Origin of the sequence: Pseudomonas sp. ANT_J28, assembly GCF_008370005.1 — a bacterium.
Taxonomy (GTDB): Bacteria; Pseudomonadota; Gammaproteobacteria; order Pseudomonadales; family Pseudomonadaceae; genus Aquipseudomonas; species Aquipseudomonas frigoris.
The window spans coordinates 1-13,875 of sequence record NZ_VOBM01000006.1 but is presented as its reverse complement, the minus strand read 5'-3'; the positions used below and the strand labels follow the sequence as shown (position 1 = coordinate 13,875).

11 protein-coding genes are annotated in these 13,875 nt (G+C 59.6%); 7 read left to right on the top strand and 4 right to left on the bottom strand.

Annotated elements, in window-relative coordinates; translation table 11 throughout:
• Nucleotides 1–31 precede the first annotated feature (31 nt).
• Together FQ187_RS05255 and FQ187_RS05250 are read right to left on the bottom strand one after the other, a co-directional pair.
• Nucleotides 32–1,906: a bifunctional diguanylate cyclase/phosphodiesterase gene (locus FQ187_RS05255; protein WP_149628670.1), complete on the bottom strand. Its 1,875-nt coding sequence runs from the start codon at nt 1,904–1,906 to the stop codon at nt 32–34.
• Nucleotides 1,903–4,209 carry an EAL domain-containing protein gene (locus tag FQ187_RS05250; protein ID WP_149628669.1) on the bottom strand — a complete coding sequence of 769 codons (2,307 nt, stop codon included), beginning with the start codon at nt 4,207–4,209 and terminating at the stop codon, nt 1,903–1,905. The genes FQ187_RS05255 and FQ187_RS05250 overlap by 4 nt, the downstream gene beginning before the upstream one ends.
• A 260-nt stretch (nt 4,210–4,469) precedes the next feature.
• Between FQ187_RS05250 and FQ187_RS05245 the strand changes: the two genes are divergently transcribed.
• From FQ187_RS05245 to FQ187_RS05230, 4 genes are all read left to right on the top strand, one after another.
• On the top strand, nt 4,470–5,834 hold the full coding sequence (locus tag FQ187_RS05245) for an HD domain-containing phosphohydrolase (RefSeq protein WP_149628668.1): 1,365 nt from the start codon (nt 4,470–4,472) through the stop codon (nt 5,832–5,834).
• Nucleotides 5,835–5,924: 90 nt separating this feature from the next.
• Nucleotides 5,925–6,359, top strand: coding sequence for an NUDIX domain-containing protein (locus FQ187_RS05240; protein ID WP_149628667.1), 435 nt, complete (start codon nt 5,925–5,927; stop codon nt 6,357–6,359).
• Between the two features lie 24 nt (nt 6,360–6,383).
• Nucleotides 6,384–7,022, top strand: coding sequence for a LysE family translocator (locus FQ187_RS05235; RefSeq protein ID WP_033057445.1), 639 nt, complete (start codon nt 6,384–6,386; stop codon nt 7,020–7,022).
• A 2-nt stretch (nt 7,023–7,024) separates the two neighbouring features.
• A complete protein-coding gene (locus FQ187_RS05230) occupies nt 7,025–7,522 on the top strand; it encodes a GNAT family N-acetyltransferase (RefSeq protein ID WP_129438064.1) in 498 nt (165 codons plus the stop codon).
• 24 nt (nt 7,523–7,546) lie between these two features.
• On the opposite strand, the gene metR is transcribed toward FQ187_RS05230, so the two are convergent.
• Nucleotides 7,547–8,464 (bottom strand): transcriptional regulator MetR, encoded by a 918-nt coding sequence (gene metR / locus FQ187_RS05225; protein WP_008155262.1) that lies wholly within the window; start codon nt 8,462–8,464, stop codon nt 7,547–7,549.
• Between the two features lie 107 nt (nt 8,465–8,571).
• Here metR and metE point away from each other — a divergent pair, with 107 nt between their 5' ends.
• The gene (gene metE, locus FQ187_RS05220) at nt 8,572–10,884 is read left to right on the top strand and encodes a 5-methyltetrahydropteroyltriglutamate--homocysteine S-methyltransferase (protein WP_149628666.1); all 2,313 of its coding nucleotides are present in this window, start codon (nt 8,572–8,574) and stop codon (nt 10,882–10,884) included.
• Nucleotides 10,885–11,130: 246 nt separating this feature from the next.
• Entirely contained in the window at nt 11,131–12,150 is a 1,020-nt protein-coding gene (locus FQ187_RS05215; RefSeq protein ID WP_149628665.1) for an alpha/beta fold hydrolase, read from the top strand.
• A gap of 99 nt (nt 12,151–12,249) precedes the next feature.
• On the opposite strand, the gene FQ187_RS05210 is transcribed toward FQ187_RS05215, so the two are convergent.
• Nucleotides 12,250–12,738, bottom strand: a complete 489-nt coding sequence (locus FQ187_RS05210; protein WP_149628664.1) for a hypothetical protein — start codon at nt 12,736–12,738, stop codon at nt 12,250–12,252.
• A gap of 225 nt (nt 12,739–12,963) precedes the next feature.
• Between FQ187_RS05210 and FQ187_RS05205 the strand changes: the two genes are divergently transcribed.
• Nucleotides 12,964–13,629 carry a DsbA family oxidoreductase gene (locus FQ187_RS05205; protein WP_149628663.1) on the top strand — a complete coding sequence of 222 codons (666 nt, stop codon included), beginning with the start codon at nt 12,964–12,966 and terminating at the stop codon, nt 13,627–13,629.
• Nucleotides 13,630–13,875 lie beyond the last annotated feature (246 nt).

Sequence of the window (13,875 nt, the reverse complement as noted above, 5' to 3'; positions counted from 1 at the left end):
GGCTCGAGGCCTGTGTATCGTTGCGCATCGTTCACGTGGCTGTGGATGAAGAGGGCTTCACCGACTCCACATACCGAACAAAGGCGTCCGGCTCCACGGCTTTGCTGAAGTAGTAACCCTGGCCTTCCTCACATTGATGGGCCTTGAGGAAATCCAGTTGTTCGAGGGTTTCCACCCCTTCGGCAATGATGGTCAGCTTGAGGCTCCGGCCCAGGCTGATGATGGCGCTGACGAGGGCGGCGTCGTTGCTGTCGCTGCTTAAGCCGCGAATGAACGACTGGTCGATTTTCAGCACGTCGATGGGAAAACGCCGCAAGTAACTCAGGCTGGAATAACCGGTACCGAAGTCATCGATGGCCAGCCGCACACCCATGGCCTTGAGCCGGGTCAGGGCCTTCACGGTGGTATCGACGTTCTGCATCAACACACCTTCGGTGATTTCCAGCTCCAGCAAGGCCGGTTCCAGACCTGTTTGTTTGAGTGTCTGTTCGATGCCGTCGACAAAGTCCCGCTGACGGAAATCGATGGCCGACATGTTCACCGACATATAGATCTTCGGCAGCCCCGCGGCCTGCCAGGCGCAGGCTTGTCGGCACGCCTCGGCCAGCACCCATTTGCTCAACGGCACGATCAAACCGCTGTCTTCGGCCACACCGATGAAATCCGACGGGTAAATCAGAGGGTGTCCCGGTTTTTGCCAGCGAATCAGCGCCTCGGCACCGACCACCTGGCCACTGCCCAGGTCCAGTTTGGGTTGGTAATGCAGGACAAATTCGTTGCGCTCCAGCGCCAGGCGAATGCCGCTCTCGATGCTTTGCTGATCCCGGGCGCGCTGGTTCATCTCGTCGATAAAAAAACGGTAATCGTTCGGGCCGCTCTCCTTGACGTTGCGCATCGCGGTTTCGGCTTTCTTGATCAGCGAGATGGCATCGAAACCATCGTTGGGATAAATGCTGATACCCAGGCTGGCGGTCACGCTCAGATCGTGGCCGCCAATGTGCTGGGACGCACGGATGGCGTTCAAGAGTTTCTCGGCGATGCCCTTGGTCTGCTGGGGATGGCGGACATCGGCGAGGATCACCACGAATTCGTCAGAGCCGTAGCGAAATACTGAATCGGACTCGCGAACAGTCGCCACCAGATTGCGCCCGACCTGTTTAAGCATTTCGTCACCGGCCGGATGCCCCAGGGCATTGTTGATGCGCTTGAAGCGATCGAGGCCCAGAAACATCACGGCCAATTGCTTGTCATGGCGCCGGGACAGGGCCAGTGACTGGTTCAACCGGTCACCGAGCAACGTGCTGTTGGGCAGCTCGGTCAGTACGTCGTACTGCAACAGGTGCGACACCTTGAGCAATTCGTGGACCCGCGCCTCGATGGTTTGCTCCAGGCTAAGGACCTTCATCGCCGCGTCCTGCGCCATCTGCCATTTCCAGGTCAGGGCACTGGCCATCTGGCGGATTTCCAGGCTGTCGAAAGGTTTTTTCAGCACCAGTAACTGGTCGCCGAACTCCAGCCGTTCGGCCATGTCTTCCCAGGTGTAATCGGAAAAGGCCGTGCACAACGCGATTTGCAGGTGAGGGTCGGCCTTCCACAGTTGTTCGATAGTTTCCAGGCCGTTCCAGCCCGGCGGCATACGCATGTCGGTGAACGCCATGGCATAGGGGCGACCTTCGGCCAGTGCGCGCGAGACCAGTTCGAGGGCTTCCTGGCCCTGGTAGGCCGAGTCGAGCTGGAACGTCAGCCGATCAAGCTGCACGGTGCCGAACAGGGCTTCTTCAGCGCCGGCCAGGGTCTGTTCACCTTCGATTTCAGGGCCAAGGATCTTGCGAAAATCCTTATGAATCGAGGGCGTGTCGTCGATGATCAGGATGCGCCGGTTGGTCCGCACGAAAGGCGATTTCATCCTTTGTCCTCCGTGAAACGTGGCGGGTTGTCCAGGATCGGCCCGATGTCATGGTTCGGGGGCACAATGCTGCCGGCTTTCAGCAGCTCGGCGGCCTGCTGGCTGCTGACCGCTTTGCTGAAGAAGTAACCCTGGGCGTTCATCGGTGAACCGGTGGCCATCAGCGAGCTGCGCTGCTCCTGGGTTTCGACGCCCTCGGCAATGATGCCGATCCCGACTTCACGGGCGAAGTTGATGATGGCGCGCAGGGTGTTCGCGCTGGCCGGATCGCGGGCGGCGGTGTCGATGAAGGCCTGAGCGAGTTTCAGGTGATTGACCTGGTAGGTCTTGAGGTAGTCGAACGAGGAGTACTCGGTGCCGAAGTCGTCGATGGCGATCTTCACCCCCAGTTCACGCAGGCGCGGCAGCACATCGTTGTGGGTCCATTTGGTCTGGGCCAGCGTCGCTTCCGTGACGTCGAAGCGCAGGTCCCAGGGGCAGAGTTCCCAGCGCGCGGTGGTGCGCAGCACGTCATAGATCAGTTCGGGACCACTTTTAAGTTGGGCCAGGGACAGCTTGATCGCAATCACCGGCGGCGCCATTCCTTCGTCGCGCCATTGACGCATTTGCTGGCAGGCGCGATCCAGCACCCAGTGACCGAGCGCGACGATGGTGCCGGTCCTTTCCGCAGCGGGCAGGAACGCCGGGGCTTCCAGTAACCCGCGCTCAGGGTGGTTCCAGCTGACCTGAGCTTCCATGCCGAGGATTTTGCCGCTGCTCAGGTCCACTTCCGGCCAGTAATGCAGTTCAAGTTCTTCGTGTTCGATGGCCGCTCTCAAGTCGCTGGCGATGGTCATGCGTTCGACCACCTCCTGATTGATCTCCTCGGAATGGAAGTGGTACTGGTTGCGGCCCTTTTCCTTGGAGCGATACAGCGCCATGTCGGCCTGGGTCAGCAGGCCGTCGGCGCTGGCGCTTTCCGGGGTACAGCTACTGATGCCGATACTCACCGAGACCCGCACATCATTGCCGGCCAGGGAATAGGGCAGTACCAACGTCTCGCGGATCTTGGCGGCCAGGGCAGCGGATTGGGTCGGGTCGCCGACATCCAGCTGCAAGATCGCGAACTCGTCACCGCCGAGGCGGGCAACCACATCGTTTTCGCGCACACAGGCCTTGATCCGGCGTGCAACCTCTTGCAGCAACAGGTCGCCCACCGGATGGCCGAGGGTGTCGTTGATGCGTTTGAAGTGATCCAGGTCCAGGTAAAACATGGCGAACTGCGCCGCCCCCCGACGAGCGGCGGCGAATGCCTGGTGCAACCGCTCGATCAGCGTCGCACGGTTGGCCAGCCCGGTCAGCCCGTCGGTGCGGGCCAGCAGGGCGATTTTCTCTTCGGCCAGTTTGCGTTCAGTGATGTCGATGATGATGCCTTCGACTTCCAGCAAACGGCCTTCATCGTCGCGCACCGGGATGTAGCGGTTTTCGACCCAGCGCCAGGCTCCTTCGCCGGTGCGCATCCGGAATTCGATGGAAGCGCCCGCCGCATGACGGTCCAGCACCCGGGCCATGGCGGTGTCGACCTTTGTTTGATCATCGGGATGGATCAGTTCCTGGGCCCAGTTGGCCGAGGCGACCAGTTTCGCCGCGACATGGCCGTATTTGGTGATGTTGTGCGAGATATACATCAACGGAAACGACGGTTCGCCGCGCAACCGATACAGAATGGTGGGGCTGTTCTGCACGATGATGTTGGCGTCGGACAGCTCTCGGGTGCGTTCTTCGACCGCCTGTTCGAGCAGCGACATCTTCAGCTCTGCGTCTTCGGTCATTTGCCACTTGGCCGTCAATGCGCTGGCCATCTGGCGGATTTCGATGGCATCGAAGGGTTTTTTGAGAATCAGCAGGCGATCGCCCAGTTCCAGGCGTTCGTCGATGTCTTCCCAGGAATAGTCGGAATAAGCGGTGCAAAGCGCCACTTGCAGCTTGGGATCGGCCTGCCACAGCCGTTCGATGGTTTCCAGCCCGTCCCAGCCCGGCGGCATGCGCATATCGATGAAGGCCATCGCGTAGGGCATGTCATTGGCCAGCGCCGTTTCGACCTTGTCCAGGGCTTCGAGGCCCTGAAACGCCGAGTCGAGCACGAAGCTCTGCAGCGATAGTGCCGCTGGGGTGCCGAACAGGGCATTTTCGGCGCTGATCAGGCTGTCGTCATCGATCGATGGCGGACTGAGGATCTTGGCGAAGTCCGCATGAATCGAGGCGGTGTCGTCGACGATAAGAATCCGCCGGTTGGTCCGCGCCAGCAGCGTATTTATCGACATACGCCAGTACCGGCAGCAGTTTGGTGCGGTGTACTCATAGAGGGGCTTCCTTTCCCTGATCACCTGGCCGGACGTACAGATTATGGATCCGAGTCAGATGAGCATAGTCGTCTGTCCCGCATTTCGCGCAACTCAATGAGCTGAATCATTTCCGGTGACGGGCTGAAAATCATCTAGCCTGTAGGTCAGGCTCCGGCAATAGGGGATGTTTGCCTCGGGGCCTGCCACAACGATGTGCCCGTTTCACTTGAGGTGACGCCATGGAAGAGCAACTCCCCACGACTTTGAACGATAAACCCAAGGTGCTGCTGGTCGATGACGAGGAGTCAATCCTCAACAGCCTGCGTCGCCTGTTACGCGGCCAGCCCTACGAGTTGCTGCTGGCCACCAGCGGTGCCCAGGCGCTGGAGATCATGGAGCAACACTCCATTGACCTGGTGATGACCGACGCACGCATGCCCAATATGGACGGCGCCACGCTGCTGGCCCGCATCCATCAGCTTTACCCGACGATCACCCGGATTCTGCTCACCGGCTACGCGGACATGCCGACGATCATCAAAGCCATCAACGAAGGGAAGATTCACCGCTACATCAGCAAACCCTGGAATGACGAGGAAATGCTCCTGACCTTGCGCCAGGCCCTGGCCCATCAATATTCCGAGCGCGAACGCCAGCGCCTGGAGCAGTTGACCCGGCTGCAGAACGACCAGTTGAAGTCGCTCAACACCACCCTGGAAAAACACGTCGCCGCCCGTACTGCCGAACTCCAGCAGACCGCCGACATGCTCGACCTGGCATACGAAGAGCTCAAGCACAGCTATGTCACCGGCACCGAGGTGTTCTCGCTGCTGGCTAACCTGCGCCTGCCGCCGGCCAAACAGACCAACCGCCAGATCATCGAACTGGTGCGGGTCTACTGCAAACTTCATGGCCTGGACGAGGGCACCAGTCGCGATCTGACCATGGCAGCGGCGCTCTACAACATCGGCAAGCTGAGCTGGACCGACAGTATGATTACCGCGCCCGCGGATCTGCTGCATCACAGCGATCGGGAGCGCTATCGCGGTTATCCCAAGCAGAGTGAATCGCTGTTGATGACGCTCGAGCCGATGAAGGACGCCGCCCGTCTGATTCTTCATCATCAGGAGCGCTGGGATGGCAGCGGCTTCCCTGACCGGCTCAAGGGCGAGGCGATTCCGTTCGGTTCGCGGCTGCTGAAGCTGGCGGTGGATTTCATCGAGTTGCAGCGCGGGCTGATCCTTGAACGGCAGATGAACAGCGATGAAGCGCTGGTTTACATCCGCAGCTATGCCGGGCGACTCTACGATCCCGAGCTGGTGGAGGATTTCATACAGGTTTGTGCCGCGTACTTGAGCGACATCTCGCTGGTCGATCCGTCGATCAAGGTGCTGACCACACGGGAAGTGGCGGCGGGCATGATCCTGGCGCGCAACCTCAATGCCGACAACGGCATGCTGCTGCTCAATGCCGGCAAGGTGTTGAATGGGCCGCTGGTGGAGAAGTTGATCGCCTTCGAAGCCATGGAAGGCGCGAAATACAACATTTTTGTGAAGGTGCCGGAAGAAGAGGAGACAGCGGTGCTGGAACGCGTCAGTTCATAGACGCTGGCGCAGGGTGTGATCATTTCGGGGTGACGAAGCAGTGGCGGGCATGTGATCCTTGCGCCTTTTCCCCAAGGCCAATCCTGATCCATGACCCTTCCATCCGCTGCTTCGCCCCGTCTCATCCGCATCGCCGCTGCCCTGTTGATCGGCCCGGACGGTCGCACGTTGTTGGTCCGCAAGCGCGGCACCGAAGCGTTCATGCAGCCGGGGGGCAAGATCGAAGCCCATGAGCAACCGGTCCACGCGCTGGCCCGTGAACTGGAAGAAGAATTGGGCCTGGTCATCGATCCGGCACACGCCACTTATCTAGGGCAATTCTCGGCACCGGCCGCCAACGAGCCGGGTTTTACCGTCCAGGCCGAACTCTTTCAGCTGAGCATCGATTCAGACGTTTCGCCTGCGGCGGAGATCGAAGAGGTGCGCTGGATCGACCCGGCCACCGACGGTAATGTCACGCTGGCGCCATTGACACGGGACCTGATCCTGCCGTTTTATCGAGCCTCACTCACCGAAACTGCCTGATTGTTCCCGGACGAAGGACTGCCCATGATCCCGCTTCAAGACTTGCTGATTTTCGCCGCTGCCGCGTTGTTGATGGTGCTGACGCCGGGGCCGAACATGATTTACCTGATCTCCCGTTCGATCTGCCAGGGGCGCAAGGCCGGTGTGACCTCGTTGCTCGGTGTGGTCGCGGGGTTTTTCGTGCACCTGTTCGCGGCCGCTGCCGGTTTGACCGCGGTGTTTCTGGCGGTGCCGATGGCCTACGAAGTGCTGAAGTGGGCCGGTGCGCTGTACCTGATGTGGTTGGCCTGGCAGGCGGTCAAACCGGGTGCGCGTTCCCCCTTCGAGGCGCAGCAGTTGCCGCCGGACTCGTCGCGGAAACTGATCACCATGGGCTTTCTGACCAGCGCCCTGAACCCGAAGATCGCCGTGTTTTATTTGTCAGTGTTTCCGCAGTTCATCACGCCTGAGCATGGCTCGGTGTTCACTCAAAGCATCACGCTGGGTCTGACTCAGATCAGCGTCAGTTTCAGCGTCAATCTGCTGATCGCGCTGTTCGCCGCGGGCATCGCCTCCTGGTTCGTCAACAACCCGTCCTGGCTGGCGGTGCAGCGCTATTTCATGGGGTTCGTGCTGTCGGCGCTGGCAGTGCGACTGATGCTGGAACAACGACGGATGGCTTGAACATGTGGATTGAACGGCTTGATGCCAGTCATGCCCTGGACTATCGGGCGCTGATGCTCGAAGCCTATGACCTGCATCCCCAGGCGTTTACCTCCAGCGTGCGCGAACGCGCCGTGATGCCATTGAGTTGGTGGGAATCACGCCTGACCAGCAAGCTGGACGTGGTGTTCGGCGCGTTCGAAAACGGTGAGTTGGCGGGCATCGTCGGCCTGGCCTTCGAACCCCGGGAAAAGGCCCGGCACAAGGCGACATTGTTTGGCATGTACGTGTCGGGCAAAGTCCGGCAACGCGGGGTCGGTTATCACCTGGTGCAGGCCGCCCTGGCTGAAGCGCAGGACCATAAAGGTCTGAAGCTGATCCAGCTGACCGTCACCGCCGGCAATGACGCCGCGTTCAACCTGTACCAGCGTTGCGGCTTCATCCAGTTCGGTCTCGAACCTTTGGCGGTACGGGTGGGCGAGGTCTACTTCGACAAAATCCATATGTGGCGCGAGCTCTAAATCCACCGCAATCCCTGTGGTGTGTCAGCGAACGGCGCTGACGCCGTCGAGTGTCGAGAACGACGTGTCCTTGGCCGTCAGCAGGAAGTCGCGCATGTACGGCGCATCCAGCATGTCGGCACGAATCCCTGCGTACAGCGTCGCAAACAAACCTTTCTCGCCCAGCCGCTTGGCCTTCACATATCCCCGTGAGCTGTATTCATGCAGCGCCCAATGGGGCATGCCGCACACGCCGCGACCGCTGGCCACCAATTGCATCATCATCACCGTCAGTTCCGACGTGCGGACCTGAGCCGGTTCGATATCGGCCGGTTCCAGGAAACGGGTGAAGATGTCCAGTCGATCACGCTCCACCGGGTAGGTGATCAGCGTTTCCGTGAGCAAATCTTCCGGGACGATGTAGGCCTTGCTCGCCAAACGGTGCTGATTGGCGACCGCGAGCATCGCTTCATAGGTGAACAACGGCACGTAAGTGATCCCGGCCAGTTCCAGCGGATCGGAGGTCACGACCAAATCCAGATCGCCACGGGCCAGCGCCGGCAGCGGGGCGAAGGAGAACCCTGAGGCCAGGTCCAGTTCGACTTCCGGCCAGGCATCGCGGAACTGGTCGATGGTCGGCATCAGCCACTGAAAGCAACTGTGACACTCGATCGCCATGTGCAAACGCCCGGCCGTGCCCCCGGCCAGCCGCGCGATATCGCGCTCGGCACCGCGCAGCAACGGCAGGGTGGCATCGGCCAGTTGCAGCAGACGCAAACCGGCGCTAGTGAAGCGCACCGGTTTGGTCTTGCGCACGAACAGCGGCATGCCCATGCGCTCCTCCAGTTCCTTGAACTGGTGGGACAGGGCCGACTGCGTCAGGTGCAAGCGGTCGGCTGCATCCACCAGGCTATCGGCTTCGCGCAAGGCGTGCAGGGTCTTCAGGTGACGGATTTCAAGCACCGGGGGCTCCATGAGGAAAACTTGTGATCAACACGAAAAGGTTGAGTTTGTCTCATGTTGGCTTGGGTGTCGACAATAGGGCCATCTTTTATAGGGAAAAATTCACCATGGCTTTGGCCCACACACTTGGTTTCCCGCGCATCGGCGCTGACCGCGAACTGAAAAAAGCCCTCGAATCCTACTGGAAGGGCGACCTCGATCAGGACGCGCTGAAAAGCGTCGGCCGCCAATTGCGCGCCACCCATTGGCAATTGCAGAAAGACGCCGGCATCGACCTGCTGCCCGTGGGCGACTTCGCCTGGTACGACCAGGTCCTGACCCATTCCCTGACCTTCGGTGTGATCCCCGAGCGTTTCGACACTGCCAAGGACTCGCGCGGCCTGCCGACCCTCGACACCCTGTTCGCCATGGCGCGTGGCGCCACAGCTACCTGCTGCGGCGGCGAACACAGCAAAGCGCAATACGCCCAGGAGCTGACCAAGTGGTTCGACACCAACTACCACTACCTGGTCCCGGAATTCACCGCTGACCAGCAGTTCAAGCTGAGCTGGGAGCAACTGTTCGACGAAGTCGACGAAGCCAAGGCGCTGGGCCACAACGTCAAACCGGTGATTATCGGTCCACTGACTTACCTGTGGCTGGGCAAAGCCAAAGGCAACGACTTCGACAAACTCGACCTGCTGGAACGCCTGCTGCCGGTCTACGGCGAAATCCTCGGCCGCCTCGCCGCTCAAGGCGTTGAGTGGGTGCAGATCGACGAGCCGATCCTGACCCTCGACCTGCCACAGGCCTGGAAAAACGCCTTCGAACGCGCCTATCACATCCTTCAATACTCGCCGCTGAAAAAACTCGTAGCGACCTACTTCAGCGGGCTGGAAGACAACCTCGGCCTGGCGGTCAGCCTGCCGGTGCAAGGCTTGCACATCGATGCCGTACGTGCACCGGATCAACTCGGCCAAGTGCTGGATCGCCTGCCGACCTACAAGATTCTCTCGGTAGGTTTGGTGAACGGCCGCAACGTCTGGCGCTGCGAGCTGGAGCAAGTGCTCGCTCAACTGCAACCGGCCCAGGAACGCTTTGGCGACAACCTGTGGGTCAGCAGTTCCTGCTCGTTGCTGCACAGCCCGGTGGACCTGGATCGCGAAGACAAACTCGACCCGGAACTGAAAAGCTGGCTGGCGTTTGCCGTGCAGAAGTGTGGCGAAATCGCCGTGCTGCGTGATGCCTTGAACGATCCGCAATCGCCCAAAGTGCAAGCCGCCCTGGCCGAAAGCCGTGCCATTCAAGCCAGCCGTGCCGAGTCGCCGCGTATTCACAAAGCCGAAGTTCAGGCGCGCATCAACGCCATCGGTGCGGCGGACAGCCAACGTCACTCGCCGTTCGCCAAACGCATCGAGCAACAACGTGCGCGGTTGAAACTGCCGGCATTTCCGACCACCACCATCGGCTCGTTCCCGCAGACCGGTTCGATTCGTCTGGCACGCCAGGCCTTCAAGCAAGGCAAGCTGTCGGCCAACGATTACACCGACGCCATGCACAGCGAAATCCGCCATGCCGTGCAAGTTCAGGAACGCCTGGGGCTGGACGTGCTGGTACACGGTGAAGCCGAACGCAACGACATGGTCGAGTACTTCGCCGAGCAACTGGACGGCTACCTGTTTACCCGTTTCGGCTGGGTGCAGAGCTACGGCTCGCGCTGCGTGAAACCGGCGATTATCTACGGCGACCTGAGCCGTCCGAACGCCATGACCGTCGACTGGATCACCTATGCCCAGAGCCTGACCGACAAGGTCATGAAAGGCATGCTCACCGGTCCCGTGACCATGCTGATGTGGTCGTTCCCGCGTGAAGACGTCTCGCGCAAAATCCAGGCGCAGCAGCTTGCGCTGGCATTGCGTGACGAGGTGGTGGACCTGGAAACCGCCGGCATCAAGATCGTGCAGATCGACGAAGCCGCCTTCCGTGAAGGCTTGCCGCTGCGTCGGGCGCAATGGCAGGAATACCTCGACTGGGCGGTGGAAGCTTTCCGTTTGAGCGCCTCCGGTGTGCGTGACGAAACCCAGATCCACACCCACATGTGCTACAGCGAATTCAACGACGTGATTCAGTCCATCGCGGCGATGGACGCCGATGTGATCACCATCGAAACCTCGCGTTCGGACGTGGAGTTGCTGGAGGCTTTTGAAGCGTTCGATTACCCGAACGACATTGGCCCGGGCGTCTATGACATCCACTCACCACGGGTGCCGGACACGGCCGAGATGGTCAAGTTGATGAGCAAAGCGGTGAAGCGGATTCCGGCTGAGCGGTTGTGGGTGAATCCGGATTGCGGGTTGAAAACCCGGGCGTGGCCGGAGACTGAGGCGGCGCTGGTCAACATGGTGGCGGCGGCGCGGCAGTTGCGGAGTCAGTTGGCCTAAAGTCCTGCGGCGCTCATTCTGACGCCTTCGCGAGCAGGCTCGCCCACATTGGATTTTATGTCGCTCACAGATGTTGTGTACGACATCAATCCTGTGGGAGCGAACCTGCTCGCGAAGAACGATAACGCGGTCTTGAAAATGACCGTTCAGCACTCTTCATCAAACTGTCACGCAACTGTGGCAGCGCGCTTGAACAAACTTCATCAGACTCGCGCTCTACTGGAGTTCTGCGTTTCGGTGTTTTTCATGCGTGTTTTCTTTTTCCTGGCTGCGCTGTTGTTCGGCCTGCCGTCCTTGGCGGCGTCTCGTTGCGATATCAATGTTCCGACCGAACGGGTCGATCTGGCACAGGTGAGCCTGGCGTACCAGAGCATCGGCCGTGCGTCGGACCCTGCACTGTTGCTGGTGATGGGCCTTGGCGGGCAGTTGATTCACTGGCCGGACGAGGTGGTGGTCGCGTTATGTCAGCAGGGTTTTCGGGTGGTTCGCTATGACAATCGCGATGTCGGGCTCTCGACCTGGCGACAAGCACCCGCCGACGCCAACCTGACCTTGGAAGTGCTGCGCTACAAACTGGGTTTGCCGGTGTCGGCGCCATACACCCTGACCGATTTGGCTGACGATGCCTTTGGGTTGATGGATGCGTTGCACGTCGAGCAATTCCACGTGTTGGGCGCGAGCATGGGCGGGATGATCGCCCAGCACATGGCAGCGATGGTGCCGCAACGGGTCGAGAGCCTGACCCTGATCATGACCAGCTCCGGCGCCGAAGGGCTGCCGGCGCCGAGTGCGGCGCTGGTGCAGCTGCTTGCGCGCCGTGGTGCGCCGAATCGCGAAGCAGCGTTGGAACAACAGGCTGATTTGCTCGCGGCGCTGAGCAGCCCGACGGTGAGTGATGATCGGCAGGCGTTGCTGCGACAGGCGGCGCAATCTTATGACCGGGCGTTCAACCCCGAAGGCGTAAAGCGCCAGATCATGGCCATCCTCGCGGAACCGAGTCGGGTGGCGCTGCTCAATCAACTGCGGGTGCCGACGCTGGTGGTGCACGGTACGGCTGATCCGTTGCTGCCGGTCATGCACGGTGTGCACCTGGCGGCGCATATCCGCGGCAGTCAGCTGAAGTTGATTCCGGGGCTGGCGCACCGATTCCAGGAAGCGTTCAAGGCACCGCTGCTGGCGGCGGTGTTGCCGTATTTGCAGGCCCACCGTGAAGACACCTCGCATTGGGCGCAGATTGATCCGACTCGAGATAACAAATTACTGTAAGTAACTAAGTGCGGATCTGACACAGCAGGAAAATTGTTTCATCAGATCCACTACGGTCTTTACTCGCTAACTTTTTGTTTGAGAGTCATTGACGAATTTTTAACTGGTCGTTTTCTCGAAATACTTGATGTTGTCGATACAAAAGGGTCCCCACTCGACTGGTGCGGAGTCAGAAGTCGGATATAGGCTGACAATGACACGATCGAATTTCTCTTTCATTCTAAAGCTGAATTCGAAAAGCGTCGGGTTCTTGCGCACAAGCACTATTTGCGTGAAGGCTTGAACTGGCACAGGGGATTCCCCCTGGTAAACGGTGACCTGATAATTAACGAGTGGTAATCTCTGGTCGTCGTCGGGCAGTTCGTTAAATGGAAGGGAAGCACTGAAATAGCCGGTAAACTCTTGAGCACGGCTGGCGAATTTTGATTCGATCTTAACTCGCGGATGTGCAGCAGGATAGCATTGAAGTGACGCCACATAATTATTGTTGTGTTTGATTACGTTCACGGTTCCTCCACCTGGAATGACTTTCCAGTGAGTGAAGTCGCCGGTTTCGAAATTTCCATTGCGGATAAGATTCTGCGACACGGGCATCATCCTTTTTTTTGAGCGATGAGGTTTGATGGATCTATGAAAGCTAATGGAACAACTTCATTAAGCGCAGTGCTAGGAAACATATCACCTGTCATATATGACAGTCCCGACCAGCGGTATCTCGTTGCTGTGAATCCGGCCCTCTGCTTAACCTGCCGACCATAGTAATCAGGTGTATTGTTCAAGCTTTCCGGCGTGCCTACGTCTGCGAGGTAAGTGATGAGTACCCCCCTGAAAATCGATTTCGTCAGCGACGTGTCCTGCCCCTGGTGCGTCGTCGGCCTCTACGGCCTGACCCGGGCCCTGGATTTGCTGGGCGACGAGGTGCAGGCCGAGATCCGTTTCCAGCCGTTCGAACTGAACCCGAAGATGGGCCCGGAAGGGCAGAACATCACCGAACACATCACCGAAAAATACGGCTCGACCCCTGAGCAGTCCCAGAAAAATCGCGAGATGATCCGCGCGCGCGGCGCCGAGGTCGGGTTTGCGTTTCGCACGGATGGCAACAGTCGCATCTACAACACCTTCGACGCCCACCGCTTGCTGCACTGGGCGGGGCAGGAGGGGTTGCAGTTCAACCTGAAAGACGCACTGTTCAAGGCGTATTTCACCGAGGGTGGTAATCCGTCCGATTACGGGCAATTGGCGCAGATCGCTCAAAGCGTGGGACTGGACCGGCAGCGGGCCGAGGCGATTCTGGCGTCGGACGAGTTCGCCAAAGAGGTTCGCGAGGAAGAGCATTTGTGGCTGTCGCGAGGCGTCAGTTCAGTGCCGACCGTGGTGTTCAACGGACAATACGCAGTCACTGGCGGCCAGCCGGTGGAAACGTTTGTCGGGGCGATTCGGCAGATCATGAGTGACGCGAAGGGCGGGACGGTCAGCTGATTCCCACAAAACTTGTAGCAGCTGCCGAGCCTGCGAGGCTGCGTTCGGCTGCGAAGCAGTCGCAAAACTTGCCACCGTGTTCTTTCAGGAAAACGGCATTGATCGGATTACGACTGCTACGCAGCCGAACGCAGCCTCGCAGGCTCGGCAGCTGCTATGTATGGACTCGCCCCCACTGTCTACCCGCTTTTGAAAAACCGCCGCCCCGTTGCATCTATGTATCAGGCCTATTCGAAGAAGCCGTCT